This is a genomic window from Mycolicibacterium pallens (assembly GCF_019456675.1).
Taxonomy (GTDB): Bacteria; Actinomycetota; Actinomycetes; order Mycobacteriales; family Mycobacteriaceae; genus Mycobacterium; species Mycobacterium crocinum.
In genome coordinates, this window is the sequence record NZ_CP080333.1 from 3,129,504 (window position 1) to 3,145,466 (window position 15,963).

The window sequence follows — 15,963 nt, forward strand, 5'->3', positions numbered from 1 at the left end:
ATCGTCGCCCACCAGTCGACGCCAATGGTGTGTCTGGATTCGGTCACGACCATCGATGGTGGCGACCCGGTGCGGCGCTGACCAGCAATGCGCTCGCGGTGATTCGAGATGCTATTTGGCGGTGGTGGGCGTGGCGGGCAGCGGCGGCGGGCAGGCGTCGTGATCCTGCAGTTCTTCACCGCCGGCGTTGCTCACGTCGTCGGCACGGTCGGCCAAGACGACGAACCCGGGCCGCCCGCCCGGTCCGGTGAGGCCGGCGACGACCACGGTGTATTGCCCTAAGTCGTCGCGCGCGCCGTCGAGGCCGTCGGCGAGAAGACGAAACGGGTTGGCGTCCAAGTCGATTCCGTCGACGGCCATCGCCCAATACGTATGACCGGTCAGCGGAATGGGCAGCGGTGCCCATCCCGGCCCGACGGCACCGGCCGCCGAGCGTAGGGCGTCGTGGACATCGGCGCGCAGGCAGTCGACGTGGATGTGTAGCTGGTTCTGCGACCGCGCCACCGCGGAATTGACCGCCAGGCTCATCCAGTCCCGCGGGATCGTTCCGCCGGCGCGCTGTTCGACGAACGACCGCGCCTGCCAGGCCGCACCGAAGTAGTTGGTGGCGTGGGGATCCACCAGCACGGGACTCTCAATCCCGGTGATCCGCGCGGTCGGGATCACCAGATACTGCCGGTCTCCGACGATGTCCTTGAGCACTGCATAGCCATCGTCTTCACCACGGCTGAGATCGACGCGGGAACAGGGCGCCGGATCGCGGTGCTGCTGCACATCGACGACACACTGGTCGTGGACGATCGTCCACAGGGCGTTCGGGTCGGCGTGGACGGTCGCCGGAGCGAGCACCCACAGCGCCAAGGCCGCCAGGAGTGCGCTGCCGCGCGTGTGTCGCACCGCCACACCTTACGACGCGACCGCATCTGATCAATGCCGACGGACCGGTGCCGCATATGCGGCGTAAATCTAGGTGCGGGACCGCGGATGCGGCCATTATCGGCTACCATTCGGCCGTGCCGATGCTGCAAATCCGAGAGGCCGCCGAGTTACTCGGTGTCAGCGATGACACCATCCGACGCTGGATCGACGACGGCGGCCTGCCCACCGGCAGCGACCAGTCCGGTCGCAAGACCGTCGACGGAGCCGCGCTGACCACCTACTCCCGCAAGACCGCCGCCGCTGCCCCCAAGGATCCGCTTTCGATCGCCAGCTCCGCCCGCAACCGGTTCGCCGGACTGGTCACCAAGGTGGTCGCCGACACCGTGATGGCTCAGGTGGAAATGCAATGCGGGCCATTCACCGTCGTCTCGCTGATGAGCAGCGAGGCCGTCCGCGAGCTGAACCTCGAACCGGGCAGCGTCGCGGTCGCCGTCGTCAAGGCCACCACGGTGATCGTCGAAACATCAGGACAGTCGTGATCGCACGTCTGGTGCCGGTGCTGACCGCCGGGCTGCTGCTCATCGCCGGGTGCGGTTCCCCGTCGCAGCAGTCGTCGTCGACGTCGGCGGGCCGGCAGAAGATCGTCGTCTTCGCCGCCGCCTCGTTGAAGAAGACCTTCACCGCAATCGGCGATCAGTTCGCCAAGGACAACCCCGGCGCCTCCGTGGAGTTCTCGTTCGCGGGATCCTCGGATCTGGTGACCCAGCTGACCCAGGGCGCGCACGCCGACGTCTTCGCCTCCGCCGACACCAAGAACATGGACAAGGCGGGCCAGGCCGGTCTGCTCGCCGGAGCGCCGGTCAACTTCGCCACCAACACCCTGACCATTGCCGTCGCCCCCGGAAACCCCAAGGGCATCACGTCATTTCGCGACCTGACCAAGCCCGACCTCAACGTCGTGGTGTGCGCGCCGCAGGTGCCGTGTGGATCGGCCACGAGGGCGGTGGAGACCACATCCGGAGTGCAGTTGACCCCGGTGAGCGAGGAATCCTCGGTGACCGACGTGCTGAACAAGGTCACCAGCGGACAGGCCGACGCCGGGCTGGTCTACGTCACCGACACCGCGGCCGCAGGCGACAAGGTTGTGGCGGTGTCGTTCCCCGAGGCGGCCGGCGCGGTCAACACCTATCCGATCGCCACTCTCGCCCACGCCGGAAATCCCGCTCTGGCAGGCAAGTTCGTCGACCTGGTGACCGGGCCGACCGGGCAGGAGATCCTGACGAAGGCCGGCTTCGGCAAACCCTGACGACATGGCAGGCTCGAAGCCGTGACTCTGCCGCACGTGGACACCGACACCCCGCACCTGGCCGACGTGGTGCCGTCAGTCCTGGCCGCGATGGGAGTGGTCGGCTTCGAGCCGCGGATCAGCCTGCCCGGGCCCGTTGCCGGAGCCTGCGTCCTGCTGATCGACGGCCTCGGCGCCGAACTGCTCGACGCCTACGCCGACGACGCACCTGTCCTGGCCGGGCTGCGGGGACGCAGCCTGCACGTCGGGTTTCCGTCGACCACCGCGGCGGGCCTGGCCGCGGTGGGCACCGGCCATCCGTCGGGTGGCCACGGCATGGTCGGACTGTCCTTCCGGCTACCCGAGGTCGGTGTCATCAACGCTTTGCGGTGGCGGCCGCATCCGTGGGGCGACGACGCGCGCGAGCAGGCGGTACCCGAGGAAATCCAGCCACTGCCAACGACTTTCGAGCGCGCGACCGCAGCGGGCATGGCGGTCAGCGTGGTCTCCGGCGCGGAGTTCACCGGCTCCGGGCTGACCCGGGCGGTGCTGCGCGGTGGCCGCTACGTCGGCGTGATCGGGCTCGGCGACCTGGCCGCCGAAGTTCGCGGCGCCATCGCGAGTGGCGGCTTCTGTTACGGCTACCACGGCGACCTCGACCTGATGGGTCACCTCTACGGTCCCGGTTCGCCGGCCTGGCGACTGGAACTGCGACAGGTCGACCGGCTGGTGGAGTCCGTCGTCGAGAGCCTGCCCGCCGGCGGTCTGCTCGCGGTGGTGGCCGATCACGGCATGGTGGCCGTCGACGGCGCAGCCACCGTCGACCTCGACAGCGCGCCCGATCTCCTCGAGGGTGTGGCGGCGATCGGTGGCGAGGCACGGGCTCGGCATGTCTACGTCCGCGACGGCGCGGCCGCCGACGTGCTGGCCACGTGGCGCGCGAGACTGGCCGACCGTGCCTGGGTGGTAACCCGCGACGAGGCGATCGCGGCCGGCTGGTTCGGCGAGGCCGTCGACGACCGAGTGCGGCCCCGCATCGGTGACGTCGTCGCCGCCACCCGCGACCGCGCCGCACTGGTGCGGCGAACCGCCGAGCCCATGGAGTCCGCGCTGATCGGCCAGCACGGTTCGTTGACCAGCGCCGAACAGCGGGTGCCGCTGCTGCTTGCCTACGGCTGAGCGTCCTTGGCGGCCAGTAGTTCGTCGGCCGGCGCATCCCAGCGGTCCAGGTTGACCGCGGCTGACAGCGGTCGGCGCCGCAACGGGCCGTGCCTGCCGCGCGGCCAGCCGACGACGACGTGCCCGGCGATCAGCCAATCGTCGGGCACGCCGACCGCTTCCCGCAGCAACTCCGCACCGCCGTAGGACGCCCAACCGGTCGGACAGGCACCCAGCCCCTGAGCCCGGGCGGCCAACAGGAAGTTCTGCATCGCCGGGAAGATCGAGCCGCCGAGCAGCAGCTCAGAGGCGGTCGGATAGTGTTGCTGAGCGAACAGCACTGAGGTGAATTCACCTGCGCGGTCGTGCAATTCATACGTCGCGCGGTTGTTGCGGGCCTGCCTGCCGGTGTCGTCGGGCGCGGGACGGCTCATCCCGTACACCGGCTCGATGACCTCCAGCGCGCGGGCCGCGGCTTCGGCAACCACCGCCCGCTGCTCCGGCGAGCGCAGAACGACAAATCGCCAACCCTGAGCGTTCGCCCCCGACGGCGCCCAGGTCGCGGCCTGCAGGCAGCGGGCCAGCGTGGCGTCGTCGACCGGCTCGGAGGTGAACCGCCTGATGGCCCTGGCGGTCGACATCACGTCCCAGATATCGCTGCTGAGTGCCTTCACGCCAAGAGGGTCTATCAGATGTTCGGGTTGCCCCGGACGGCGGACTGGCCGCGCCGCGCCTTCTGCCGGTACATGTCGATATCGGCCTTGCGGATCAATTCCTCCGCGTTGTCGTCGTGACCCCAGGTCCACCCCACTGACGCGGTCAGGCCGAATTCGCTCGAGTCGGCCGTGTAGCGACCGGTCAGCGCCGAGCGCACGGCCGCGGCCAGTTCGCCCACCTCGGTGTCGTGCGCGGCGTCGGGCACCAGCACCACGAATTCGTCGCCGCCGAGACGGTAGGCCGAATTCGGTTCGCAGACAGCGTCACTCAATCGGCGGGCAACCTCGGCGAGCACCACGTCACCGGTGGCGTGCCCGTGGGTGTCGTTGACGTGTTTGAACCCGTCCAGGTCGATGAAGATCAGACCGACCGCAGCCCACGGCCTACCGGCCTGGTGCTCGGCGACGCGGCTGACCAGGGCGCGCCGGTTGAACAGACCGGTGAGCTGATCGGTGACGGCCAGCCGGGCCAGCTCGGCTTCGGCGTGCCGACGGGCGGTGACGTCCTGGAACTGCGCAATCACCAGGTCTTCGGCACCCGGCAACCGTCCCGGCACCAGAACCGCGCTGCGCTGCATCCAAATCACACTGCCGTCGCGGCGGACATAGCGGCGCTCCGACGAGATCTGGGTGACCGTCCCGGCCAGCAACGAGGCCATCTCCTGCTCACCGGCGGCCACGTCATCGGGGTGGACGAAATCGCGGTAATCGCGGCCGACGAGTTCGTCTGCGCCGTAGCCGATCAGCGCGCACAGCGCCGGGTTGGCGAGCAGCATTTCGCCGGTCGTGGTCACCACCGCTTTGCCGTAGGGCGCATTGGCCATGCTGATCTCGAACAGCCGACGCCCATCGTCGAGGGCCCGCTCGGCGTCGGCCTCCTCGGTGAGATCGGTGCCCTGAATGTAGAAGCCCAGTACCTCACCGTCGACGATGTCGGGAATGTAGGACAGCAGCGTGCGCCGCCGAATTCCGCCGAGGCCGACCAGTTCACGCTCGAAGAGCTGCGGGCGGCCGGCGAGCGCGCCCATGATGTACGGCAGGTTCAACGCGTACACGGTCTCCCCCAGCACCTCACGGATATGGCGGCCGTGCACCTGGTGCGGCGCCATCGCGAAGTAGCCGAGATACGCATCATTGGCGATCACGTTGCGCAGATTGCGATCCCAGTAGCCGACAATCCCCGGCAGGTGGTTGACGAGTTGCCGAAGTTGCCGTAGTTCGTCTTCAGGGTTCGGCTGTTCGGCCGGCGCCACCTTTACCCCTCGGTGTGCAGCTGCAGAATGTGTGTCCTGTTGTGTCAAGACACGTCGGCGCCAAATTTATCAGCGCCGCGACGGGGGCCGGTACGGGCTTCCCGCGCTGCCCGCTAGCCTCTCGGTCGTGATCGTGCTGCTTCCGCCGTCGGAGACCAAACGCAGTGGCGGCGACGGACCTCCGCTGCGGCTGGACGATCTCAGCAGTCCGGCGCTGGGTCCGCTGCGCGGGGCCCTGATCGACGAACTCGTCACGCTGGCCGCCGAACCCGAGGCGTGCCGGGCGGCGCTGGGCATCTCCCCGGCACAAGACGCCGAGATCGAGCGCAACGCCTTACTGCTGAGCTCACCGACGCTGCCGGCCATCACCCGCTACACCGGCGTGCTCTACGACGCCCTGGACGTGGAATCGCTTCGCGGCGCCGCGGCCGCGCGGGCCCGCGCCCGGCTGGCCGTCGGCTCCGCCCTGTTCGGCGTGCTCCGGGCCGACGACCTGATCCCGGCCTACCGGCTGTCGGCGTCGTCGAAGCTTCCGGGCAGCGCGACGCTCGCCGCTCGGTGGCGCCCCGTTCTCGAGCCGGTCCTGGCCGAGATGTCGACTGACGAGCTCATCGTCGACCTGCGGTCGGGTTCCTACGCCGCACTGGGCCGAATTCCGGACGCTGTGCGCGTCGATGTCCTGGCCGAACACCCCGATGGGCGCCGCACTGTCGTCACGCATTTCAACAAGGCGCACAAGGGCCGGTTCGCGCGGGCACTCGCATCGTCGCGGTCCGAACCCGGCGACGCGGCCGCCGTCGCCGCCGTCGCCCGCCGGGCCGGGATGCACGTCGAGCGGACCGGCAACGAGTTGACCGTCGTTGTCCCCGCCTGACCTATATCGACCATTCGCCACGCCGTTGAAATTGTCGCCACCGGAAAATCTGAGAAAACCAGGGGTGGCCAGTGCAGAAAGCGTTCGCTAGGCTCGGTATCCGGCACCGGTGGCGCAAGCGCGAATTCGTTGCTGGCGAGTCGTGCAGCAGCGGTGCGATGACGAAGGGGTGGGTTGATGCGATTGTCGTTGTCGACCCGTTCGGCGAACCAGTACTACTCCCTGACCGCGGTGCTCGCGGCCCGCGGAGCGCAGACCTACACCTCCCGGGTGATCGCCGGAAGTGTGTTCACGCTGGGCCTGATCACACTGTCCACGATCGGCAGCGGGGCGACGCTGCAGTGGCCGATCAGCCGTCCACTGCTGATCGGCGTATCGGTCCTGTGCTTCGCGTCCACGTTCATCTGGTTGCGGCACCGCTGGCCCACCCGCAACGAGTCGGCGTTGCTGGTCGCCATCGCCGCAGTGGCCATCCCCGTCGGAACCATCGTCCCGGTCGAACCGCTGTACGGACTGCTGGGTGCGTCGTCGTTCGCGTTGGTCATCGGCTACGCCGCCCTCTTCCACGGCCCGCGGCTGCTCGCGATGATCCTGGCGATTGCCGTCGCGACGCTGATCTACCTGGCCGTGCGGATGGCCAGCGTCGATCTTCCGCTGGCGCTGGCCGGTGTCGCGCTGATGCTGCTGCTGTACGTTTTCGCGGCCTTCTCCTGCCGGCTGGTGGTGTGGCTGACCGGGGCCGAGGACGGGGCCGACGCCGTCGAACCGCTCACCGGCCTGCTCAACCGCGACGCGTTCTATCTGCAGACCGCGACGCTGCTGGCATCGCGCAACCGCGACGACGACCGCTACCTGGTGATCGCCGTCGTCAACATCGACAGCTTCGCGGCGATGGTCGCCGTCGCCGGCAATCGAGGCGGGAACCGGGCACGGGTGGCCGCCGGGCAGGCGCTGCGTGAGACGGTGCGCCGCGACGCGATCCTCGGCCACGTCAGCGAGGCGGAATTCTTTGTCGCCGACTGCTTCACGACGCCGGACTCGTCCCCACTGATCGAGCGCATCCGCGGTGCGATCGCGTCATCACCGGCCGGGATGACGGCCAGCATCGGCGTCGTCAGCACCCCGCTTCAGCCGCTGGTGGAGCACCCGCCCAGCGAGATCCTCGACGAGATCGTGGCGCTGGCCACGACAGCCATGTACGAGGCCCGCCGGGCCGGTGGCAATCAAGCCCGCTATGTGGTGCGCCCGAGCCTGAGCATCTCCGACGACGAGAACGACGGCTACGACACCCCGTTGCTCTGACGCTCAGCTGCCGGCTCGCCGGACATCGGCGGGCGCGCCCACCGATTCCGGGTCGACCTCCACGCCATAGGACGTGATCGACGCAATCTCGTCTCCCGCGAATTGGCAGATGTGACAGCTCGAGACGATCGTGACACCGTCCGGGCGCTGGTATCTGCCAAGCACTTCGACGACGACGGTGTCGTCCTGTTCGACCGTCAGGCAGCGGTCCCAGGTGGCGACGGTCGCGGCCAGGCCGCCCGCGGTGTCGCGGCACGTGGTGGCGACAGCGTCGGCGCCCTCGAGCACCGAGTAGCCGACGATTGTCCACACCACGTTGCGGGCCAGGTGCGGGAGGGCTTCGTCGAACCGGTGCTGGGCGAAGGCGCGGGCGACCTCTGCCCGATCGGTCGGTGCGCTCACACTGCTCAACTCCTCTTCGATTGCCCTGCCCACGAGGCTAACTCCGGTGGCCCGGCGGCGGTAATGTCTGGCCAATGAGTTCCGGCCATGACGACAAGCCCGTGCGTGACCTGCCTCCCGGGATGGCCGGGCAACTGGATCTGCCCTATGCGGGGCTGGCCTCGTTCGGGCATCGTCCGTTCCTGACCGAACCGGAGCAGTTGGACAGCTGGCGGCCGGACGTGGCGATCGTCGGGGCGCCGTTCGACATTTCCACCACCAACCGCCCGGGTGCTCGGTTCGGGCCGCGAGCCATCCGGGCCACCGCCTACGAACCCGGCACGTACCACATGGATCTCGGGCTGGAGATCTTCGACTGGCTCGAGGTCGTCGATTTCGGTGACGCGTTTTGCCCGCACGGGCTGACCGAGGTGTCGCACGCCAACATTCGCGAACGGGTGCACACCGTCGCGTCGCGCGGCATCGTGCCGGTCGTCCTCGGCGGCGACCATTCGATCACCTGGCCGTCAGCCACCGCGGTTGCCGACGTGCACGGCTACGGCAACGTCGGCATCGTCCATTTCGACGCCCACGCCGACACCGCCGACATCATCGACGGGAACCTGGCCAGTCACGGCACCCCGATGCGACGGCTCATCGAATCCGGTGCCGTCCCCGGGACGCATTTCGTTCAGGTCGGCCTGCGCGGGTACTGGCCGCCCCAGGACACGTTCGAGTGGATGCAAGAACAAGGCATGACCTGGCACACCATGCAGGAGATCTGGGATCTGGGCTTCAAGGAAGTGATGCGACGGGCGGTGTCCGAAGCGCTCGACAAAGCCGAAAAGCTCTATGTATCAGTCGATATCGATGTTCTGGATCCCGCCCACGCCCCCGGCACCGGAACTCCCGAGCCGGGCGGCATCACCAGCGCCGACCTGCTGCGGATGGTCCGCCAACTGTGTTACGAGCACGACGTGGCCGGCGTCGACGTCGTCGAGGTCGCCCCGGCCTACGACCACGCCGAACTGACGGTCAACGCCGCGCATCGCGTGGTGTTCGAGGCATTGGCCGGGATGGCCGCACGCCGTCGCGACGCGGCGAACGTCAAGCCCGGGCCGCCGTCCCCGCTGGCCTAGTAGTCGGATTCGGCGGCCAGGATTTCGGCGAGATACGCGTCGGGTCCGGGCTGCGCGAGCCGCTGCCGGGCGAACTGCCGAACCCGCCGGCGCGCGTCGTTCGACTCGTCGACGTCCGCACCCACGGTCACCGTCGTCGCCGACCAGTCCTGGTCCCACGCCGCGGCGGCGGTCGCCGAGGCGTCCGCGTCGTCGTGCAGTGCGATCGTCGCCCGGCCCGATGCGTCGAGTTCGCCGGTGGCGGTGAGGTTCCCGCAGTGCAGGGCGACGGGGATACCGGCCGGCGAGCCAGGCCCGATCACCGCTGCGTGCAGCGTCGCGGTGACCTGGTCGCCGTGGGCGGCCACCGCCCACGTCACGGTGTCCTCGGCGGCGTCGAACACGCCGCTGGGAACCGCAGACCAGGCGATCGGCGCCACGCCGCGGGCGATCAACCCGGTCGGCACCGGTCCAGCGTCGCCGCGGGCTGCCAACGCATAGTCGTCCTGGTGCGCGGGCGCGTGCTGCGGTTGCGCGTTCTCGACGGTATCGGTCAATTCGGCCCAGCCGGGAGCGTCGACGCCGACATCCTGGGCCAGCCGGACGACCTTTCGGACCAGGTCCACCACCCGTGGGTCACCGACCAGCAGGTGCAGCGTCAGGGCCGCGGCGTGCGGAGCCAACAGCGCGCCGATATCGGCGTCGATGCTGTCGTCGGCCACGAAGTCCTCGGCGTCCGCCGTGAGTAGCGCGATCTCGGCGTCGAGGAGCGCCGGATCCAGGCCGCTGATGCCGTCACGGACGCTCGCGGGCCACCACCGGCGCAACCAGTGTCCGACGGCGAGCCTGCGCAACCCGTCCAGTGCGCCGGGCCGTACCTCGACGCCGGAAAGGTCAACTCCGGCACGCTCATCGGGCGGGTTCCCGGTGGCCGCAGCCAACGCGTGATGGCCGTCTTCGCCGAGTACCCGCCACAGCCAGTCAGCCCGGGTCGCGTCGGTCAGCGTGATCTGGGCGCCGTTGGCGTCCGGCGCCTCGTCGACAGTCCAGGCCAGCACCGCGCCGTCGACCTCCAGCACCGCCACCAGCGGCACCGAGGCCACCGCTGGGCCGATGCGCCACAGTCCGGAATCGGCCACCAATCTCATTGCGCCACCTGCACTTCCAGCATCGCCTTGATTCGCTGGCGGTGATCGAGGCTCACCGATCGCGCGACCCCTTCCAGCAGGGCTCGCAGATCGTCGACGTCGTCGCAGGGCTCCTGCCACACGTCGCGGCCGTGCAGCCGCGCCCACAGCCGGCTCAGGTACGGCCGGGCAAAGCACGCGAGATCTTCGACGACCTGGCGCTGCCGCGGATGCACCGGTTCGGCGCCGGCCAGCACACGGCGCGCGTGCAATACGTACGCCTCCTTACGCAACCGGGCCTGGATGACCGCCGCCAGCTGATACTCGGCCACGGCACGTTCGTCGAGGGGCGCGAGCTGGCAGGCCACCTCGATGCCGGCGACCAGTGCGGCCTGCTTGTCCTCGGCAAGCAGACCCCACGGGGCACAGGCGCGGTCGACCTCCTCGGCACACAACAGCGGAACGTCGGGAAGCTCGTCGCGATCCAGTGCGCGGCGCAGGGTCGCGCGGACGCGGTCGACCACGCTGCGGTCCAGCGGCCGATCGCGCTCCGGGCCGCCGGACAACGACGGTGGTTGCAGCGGCAACGCCGCGGTGAGGCCGAGGTCCAGGATCGACCACGGCAGGGCCGACGGCTGGGTGCGCGCGCGGGCGCCGAGGTTGTGCGGTGTCGCGTCGGCGATCAGTGCCGACCACACCCGTTGGCGGGCAACGCCGGCGCGATGCCCCTCGGCCGGGCCCAGCACCGTGGTCAGGCCGGCCAGGAATGGTCCGCTGATGCTGTCGTCGGCCCGCACGTCGGCCCAGCTGCGGTCCAACTGGGCGGACAGACGCGCAACGACCTGCGGCGAGGCGAGGTGCTGGTTGAGCACTTCCACAGCGGTGCGGTCGCGGTCGTCGTGAACGGCACGCAGCGCGTCCGCGGCGGTGCGCAGGCCGTCGCCGCCGGGCGCCCCGTCGGTGACCGCGAGCTCGAAACACACTGGGAAATAAAGGTCTTGGGCATTGCCGGTGGTGATGCGCTGGCGGCGCCGCTCCTGCTTCATCAGCTCGAACCACGCTGCGGCCCAACGCAACCGGTCGGCGTGATCGAGGATCACATCCGTCATCTCGGCGGCGATGTCGGCGTCGACGAACGGCGCAGAATAGGCGGGATTGCTGCGCAGCCGCAGCACGAGCGGGTCGATGATGCGTTTGACCGTCCGGCGCAACGGGCCACCGTCGTCGCCGCTGAGGACCGCAACGCCGGGCCCGATCGTCCGCCACGCACGGTCGATCACCGCCCGCCGCGGCTGCGACGTGACGACTCCTGTGACCGTGTCCGAGCCGGCGCTCATCCGGACAGAATAAGGCCAGCGCAAAGTTGGGTTCGGTAGCCGGTGACGGTCGGCACGCTGCTCACCATGTCTGATGCACTCCTGGGCGCCATCGCCGTCGTCTCCGCCATCGCACTCGCCTCGATCATCGTCGCCGCCGGCCTCGCCGGGCAGCCGCCGCGAAGCAGGCCCCCCCGCAGTACCCGCTGCCCCCGCTCGATCGGCGTCGGCACCGTGCAGATGGTGGCCGGTGCCGACGATCCCGTGATCGTCGTCGAGGTCGAAAGCGTTGCCGGTCAGCGCTTCACCGGACGCCTGTGCCACGGCCACGACGATCCGGTGGTCTCGGCCCTGCGTCCCGGCGTCATCGTGCTGGTGTCGTTCGACCCGGCCAGCCGCAAGCAGCTCTCGCTGGCCGACGATGCCATCGCCGTGCGAGCTGCCGCCGACCACTCGCTGCTGCGTCAGGGCGTGCTCACCCACGACCAGCTCGATCTGATCCGGTTCGGCACCCGCTCCTGCAGCGTGGTGACCGGCATGCGAGCCACCGGCCGTGATCGCGAGGACTATCGCGAGGTGCAACTGGATCTGATGGTCACCCGCCCGGGCGGCGGTCAGTTCCCGGCCCAGGAGGTCACGCTGGTGCCCGAGGCCGCGCTGGCCAAGGTGTCCCCCGGCAGCATCATCGACACGTACTACCTGCCGGAGGACGAGTCCGCGATCGCGGTGTGCCTGCCCCCGGCCTGACGCGATCACCGGGCACCCCCGACCGCAAAGGTGACCACCGCTGCCCAGTACAACGGGCTGGCGGTGGTTTCACCGTTACGCCACCGCCGCATCTGCTCACGTTGCCAGCGATTCAGGCTCAGCACCGCGTCGTCGGCCTCGTGGGCGTCGTCGACGGCCATGACGACTTCGGCCATCGGGTCCTCGGTGCGCCCGGTGAACCGGCGGTACCCCGCCGTGGTGGGCAGTGACCACAGCGTTGCGGTCACCAGCTCACTCCCGCAGAGAACCATCGCCGCGACCAGACCAGTCGCCTCGTCGAACTGATAGTCCCCGCCGGAGCCACACGCGAGCAGGGCCACCCGTGGGGGCACCGGCAGCTGGGCGGCCATCAGATCGGACGCCAACAACGGGCGGTGATCGCCCACCGGCTCGGCGGCACCGTCTGCCGCGGACGTGCACGCCAGGTGTAGTGCGGCGCGGTCGGCATAGCCGTGCGCGCGGTCGGCCGCGCTGGCGTGCCCGACGTAAAGCATGCGGCTCGGGGCGCGATCGAGCTGCGCGGCCAGCCAGCTGCGGTCGGCATCGCTGCGGCGGAACAGCTCCACCGGCGCGTCGACCTCGGGCAGCACCGGACGGTGCGCGAGGAGTTCGGCGAAGTGGCGGGACAGCGTGCTCTCACTCGACGGCCGGCCCAGAACCGAGCCCAGGGCCGAATCTGGCCGCTGACCCGGCACCCGCGGGTCGACCACGAGAAGCGCTGGTGCACTTTGTCGTTCGCGCCACCGTGCCGGTGTGCGCGGGGCATGCAGGATATTGGGCGGCACCGCCATCACCACATCGACCATCTCCATCAGCCGGAAACCCTCGGTGACGGTGTCGATGTCGGCGAGCTGCCACGGAATGCGGGCCGCGGTGGTGCCTTTGAAGGTCACCGCCTCCTTGCGGGCGGCGACGAGTTCCTCGGGGCTGGGGCCGGTCAGCGGGACCGCCAGCGCCCCCCACGGGATACGCGCCAGGCGGGCGCTCGGCGAGACGAACAGCACCGGTCGCGGATCGGCGACACCTGCCGATTCCCCGGTCGCTTCGCTCCTGCCCGCCGCTTCGGCCAGCAGCTGCCACGCCGGCGCGGCGATCAGCAGCACACCCAGGATGTAGGCCAGCGTCAGTTCACCCTGCGTGGTGGCGAACGGGCCTCGGGTCAGCGCCCGGTCCAGGGCGTCGGCCAGGCTCTCGTCACCGTCGGGGTCGGGCAGGGCACCTTTGAGCTCCTCGAGGGCGGCCAGCACGATCGGCTCGTGCACCACCCACGTCACCGTGCATTCGGGTTGGCCGACGATGCGCAGGCTGGCATACGTCGCCACCCCGACGTCGGCGAACCGCAAGACCAGGGTGGTGGTCATGGCCACGTCGACCAGACGGGAGCGGCGGAGGTGACGGCCTGGCCATAGCGGTTTTGCGCCAGGAGCCGGTAGCGCGCCAGGATCGGCGAACCATCGGGGTCCATCTGCAGCGGCGGAAGCGCACCCAACGTCGTCTGGGTCAGGGCGTCGACCGAGTATCCGCCCGCGGCAAGCGCCTCCTCGTCGAGGGTTTCGACGGGCACCGTCGCCGTCGCCGGGGCGTCCCAGCCCCCGGCTTCACCGCGCGGCTCGTTGGCGAATGTACCTCGTGCACAATGATATTCAATGAGCTCGCTGAGCAGGGCGTCGTTCTCCCACTCCCAGGCCACCGAGAACGCGCCGGCCAGCATGCGGGCCGAGACCTGGGAGGCCCATCGCCAGCGCGCGTCGGCGTCGGTCATGGCGTAGCGCACCGAGTCGACGGCCAGCGCGGCCGGAATCTTGACTTCGGCGGCCTTTTCCAGCTTCGCCAGCGCACTGAGGTGGCGCTCGCTTCCGGTGTCGAAACGCGTGACGCCCTGCGAGGCGACCTGGCGTTCCTTGTTGGCCTGCCAGCTGTCCGACGGATCGCCGAGGCCGTCGAAGTTCAAGTCAGCCAAGGCGTCGGCCCGCCAGATCGAGCCGAGATGGTCGTCGAGCCGGGCGTACTGCAACCAACTGGACCTAGGCCAGCTGTCGAGGAACTTGCGCGCCTCCGCCACCTGTTCGACCGCATCGGCGAACCGGCCGCGGAAAACCGAAATCCAGCTGCGCTGCAACAGGATACGGTGGACGAACAGCGGGCGTCCGAGTTCTCGCCATTGCGTCTCGGCGTGCCCCCAGGATTCGTCGGCCTCCTTCAGCCAGCCGAATCCCAACCGCGTCAACCCGAAATAGAGCCAGCAGCGGGCGACGTCATGGGCTCGGGAGTGCTCGGCGATCACCGGGTAGGCGGACCCGACCAGCCGCTCGGTCGATTCGTGGTCACCGCGCATCCACATGGCCGCGGCGGTCTCGAGTTCGGCTCTGGCCCAATACAATGCCCACTCCCGGCGCTGGGCCCGGGCACCCGCACGGCGCAGCCACTGCTCCCCTTCGTCCAGCCGGCCGGTCTCAACACAGAACCTGCCATAGGCCAGACCGGCCGCGACGAGCAACTGGTCGGCTTCGTCGGTTCCGCCCGTCAGACCGTCGACGACCGGAATGACGTTCTGCCACAGTTCGGCTGCCGGGACATGAAGGTCGTCGTCGCACAACGCCGTCGCACACAGCACGCCGGCCAAGGTCTCCAGGTGGCGCTGCTCGGGTTCCAGGTCGCCGAACCGCGCGGCGGCGTCGTCATCACGCAGGCCCGCGAGTTCCCGTGCGGCTTCTTCGTGCTCGCCGCCTGCCGCGGCCAAGCCGGTGCGCAGGAAGCGAGCCCGCAGGGTGTAGCGGGCGATCATGTGCTCGTTCTCCGGTCCTGACCCGGAGTACTTGGCCAGGCAGTCGCTGATCCGGTGCAGGCATTCGCGGGTGCCGTCGTAAGCCGTTCGAGTGAGGTAGATTTCGCCGAGCTGAGCGAAGACCTCGAGTGCCAGATCGTCGCGGTCCTCGCGTTCGATGTCTGGCATCAACGACAGCAGGAGGTCCTTGGCCTTCTCCTCCTGGGCCGCGAGGGCGAGCTGGCGAGCCCGTTGCAGCTCACCGGTAATGGACACGGCTGCATCATAAATCGAGCGCAACCGCCGATGATGGTAACGGCGAGACGGCGGACGTGCTCGACACGTCCGCCGCCCCCCGCCCGGGCTGTTGATCACGTCACTTGCAGGTGACGGAGATTTCGAACTTCTTGGTGATCATGCCGGCCATCGGGTTCTTCATGTCGGCGCCGGCGGCCTCACCCGTGATGGTGTAGGTGGTGCCGTCGACCTTGACGTCCGCGGAGCCGGTCTTGACGCCCATGTTGTCGCTCACCGCGAGTGCGTTGCCGTCGACGACCATCCCGAGGGACTGCACAGTCGGCGGCTGGCCGTCCTTCATGACCACGCCGAGGCCCTGCTGACCCCCCACCGCGCCACTGGCGATGTTGATCGTGCCGCCCTGCTTGACGCACGTGACGGAGTTCAGATCCAAGCCCTGCAGGTCGTTGCCCTCGACCTTCACCGACGTCTTGCCGCTGGAGGCCACCGAAACGCTGGTGGGCGCGGCGCCCGTTGCCGGGCTCGAGCTCTTGCTGCTGCTGTTGTTGTCGGAGCAGCCAACCAGCATCACGCTGCAGCCGATCACGCCGACACCGACCGCGAGAATTCGCTTCACCTGTGTTCCCTTCGCTCGTGCAGCGCCTCGGTGGCGCCGTCACGAGAGAAGTACAGATTCCGGTCGCGGCTACCGATCCCAAACTTCTCGCACCGAGATCGACGTTCGCGTGACGTGTACTCGCACTTTCGCGCGTTCACGTCGATCT

Annotated in this window: 16 protein-coding genes; 7 read left to right on the plus strand and 9 right to left on the minus strand. The window is 69.2% G+C overall.

The features are described from left to right. Positions 1-111 precede the first annotated feature (111 nt). Positions 112-897 carry a CDP-diacylglycerol diphosphatase gene (locus K0O64_RS15375; protein ID WP_083542903.1) on the minus strand — a complete coding sequence of 262 codons (786 nt, stop codon included), beginning with the start codon at positions 895-897 and terminating at the stop codon, positions 112-114. Positions 898-953: 56 nt separating this feature from the next. On the opposite strand from K0O64_RS15375, the gene K0O64_RS15380 reads away from it, so the two are divergent. Genes K0O64_RS15380 through K0O64_RS15390 form a run of 3 tightly spaced genes read left to right on the plus strand, consistent with a single transcriptional unit; the run spans position 954 to position 3,343 of the window. Next, positions 954-1,418, plus strand: coding sequence for a TOBE domain-containing protein (locus K0O64_RS15380; RefSeq protein WP_198044365.1), 465 nt, complete (start codon positions 954-956; stop codon positions 1,416-1,418). Then, complete coding sequence (modA, locus tag K0O64_RS15385) at positions 1,418-2,185, plus strand: molybdate ABC transporter substrate-binding protein (protein ID WP_071949814.1); 768 nt, start codon at positions 1,418-1,420, stop codon at positions 2,183-2,185. The genes K0O64_RS15380 and modA overlap by 1 nt, the downstream gene beginning before the upstream one ends. A 21-nt stretch (positions 2,186-2,206) precedes the next feature. Then, positions 2,207-3,343 (plus strand): alkaline phosphatase family protein, encoded by a 1,137-nt coding sequence (locus K0O64_RS15390; protein ID WP_071944529.1) that lies wholly within the window; start codon positions 2,207-2,209, stop codon positions 3,341-3,343. Here K0O64_RS15390 and K0O64_RS15395 read toward each other — a convergent pair. Both K0O64_RS15395 and K0O64_RS15400 read right to left on the minus strand, forming a co-directional pair. Then, positions 3,334-3,963 (minus strand): nitroreductase family protein, encoded by a 630-nt coding sequence (locus K0O64_RS15395; protein WP_071949813.1) that lies wholly within the window; start codon positions 3,961-3,963, stop codon positions 3,334-3,336. The genes K0O64_RS15390 and K0O64_RS15395 overlap by 10 nt on opposite strands. 47 nt (positions 3,964-4,010) lie before the next feature. Further along, positions 4,011-5,291 (minus strand): sensor domain-containing diguanylate cyclase, encoded by a 1,281-nt coding sequence (locus K0O64_RS15400; protein ID WP_071944527.1) that lies wholly within the window; start codon positions 5,289-5,291, stop codon positions 4,011-4,013. Between the two features lie 127 nt (positions 5,292-5,418). On the opposite strand from K0O64_RS15400, the gene yaaA reads away from it, so the two are divergent. After that, positions 5,419-6,165 (plus strand): peroxide stress protein YaaA, encoded by a 747-nt coding sequence (yaaA, locus tag K0O64_RS15405; protein WP_071944525.1) that lies wholly within the window; start codon positions 5,419-5,421, stop codon positions 6,163-6,165. A 177-nt stretch (positions 6,166-6,342) separates the two neighbouring features. Next, positions 6,343-7,467 carry a GGDEF domain-containing protein gene (locus tag K0O64_RS15410; protein WP_071944523.1) on the plus strand — a complete coding sequence of 375 codons (1,125 nt, stop codon included), beginning with the start codon at positions 6,343-6,345 and terminating at the stop codon, positions 7,465-7,467. Positions 7,468-7,470: 3 nt separating this feature from the next. Here the strand turns inward: K0O64_RS15410 and K0O64_RS15415 are convergent, their stop codons facing one another. After that, positions 7,471-7,869 (minus strand): nuclear transport factor 2 family protein, encoded by a 399-nt coding sequence (locus K0O64_RS15415; protein ID WP_071944521.1) that lies wholly within the window; start codon positions 7,867-7,869, stop codon positions 7,471-7,473. Positions 7,870-7,991: 122 nt separating this feature from the next. On the opposite strand from K0O64_RS15415, the gene speB reads away from it, so the two are divergent. Beyond that, positions 7,992-8,987, plus strand: coding sequence for an agmatinase (speB, locus tag K0O64_RS15420; RefSeq protein ID WP_071949812.1), 996 nt, complete (start codon positions 7,992-7,994; stop codon positions 8,985-8,987). Here speB and K0O64_RS15425 read toward each other — a convergent pair. Together K0O64_RS15425 and K0O64_RS15430 are read right to left on the minus strand one after the other, a co-directional pair. Further along, entirely contained in the window at positions 8,984-10,114 is a 1,131-nt protein-coding gene (locus tag K0O64_RS15425; protein ID WP_071944519.1) for a hypothetical protein, read from the minus strand. The genes speB and K0O64_RS15425 overlap by 4 nt on opposite strands. Then, positions 10,111-11,430 carry a hypothetical protein gene (locus tag K0O64_RS15430; protein ID WP_071944517.1) on the minus strand — a complete coding sequence of 440 codons (1,320 nt, stop codon included), beginning with the start codon at positions 11,428-11,430 and terminating at the stop codon, positions 10,111-10,113. The genes K0O64_RS15425 and K0O64_RS15430 overlap by 4 nt, the downstream gene beginning before the upstream one ends. 66 nt (positions 11,431-11,496) lie before the next feature. Between K0O64_RS15430 and K0O64_RS15435 the strand changes: the two genes are divergently transcribed. Further along, a complete protein-coding gene (locus K0O64_RS15435; RefSeq protein ID WP_125477440.1) occupies positions 11,497-12,156 on the plus strand; it encodes a hypothetical protein in 660 nt (219 codons plus the stop codon). Positions 12,157-12,161: 5 nt separating this feature from the next. Here K0O64_RS15435 and K0O64_RS15440 read toward each other — a convergent pair whose 3' ends face one another. The 3 genes from K0O64_RS15440 to K0O64_RS15450 all read right to left on the minus strand — a co-directional run bounded on the left by K0O64_RS15440 (position 12,162) and on the right by K0O64_RS15450 (position 15,815). Then, a complete protein-coding gene (locus K0O64_RS15440) occupies positions 12,162-13,538 on the minus strand; it encodes a CHAT domain-containing protein (protein ID WP_071949811.1) in 1,377 nt (458 codons plus the stop codon). Then, positions 13,535-15,217, minus strand: coding sequence for a hypothetical protein (locus K0O64_RS15445; RefSeq protein WP_071944513.1), 1,683 nt, complete (start codon positions 15,215-15,217; stop codon positions 13,535-13,537). The genes K0O64_RS15440 and K0O64_RS15445 overlap by 4 nt, the downstream gene beginning before the upstream one ends. A 100-nt stretch (positions 15,218-15,317) precedes the next feature. Then, positions 15,318-15,815, minus strand: coding sequence for a lipoprotein LpqH (locus K0O64_RS15450; RefSeq protein ID WP_071944511.1), 498 nt, complete (start codon positions 15,813-15,815; stop codon positions 15,318-15,320). Positions 15,816-15,963 lie beyond the last annotated feature (148 nt).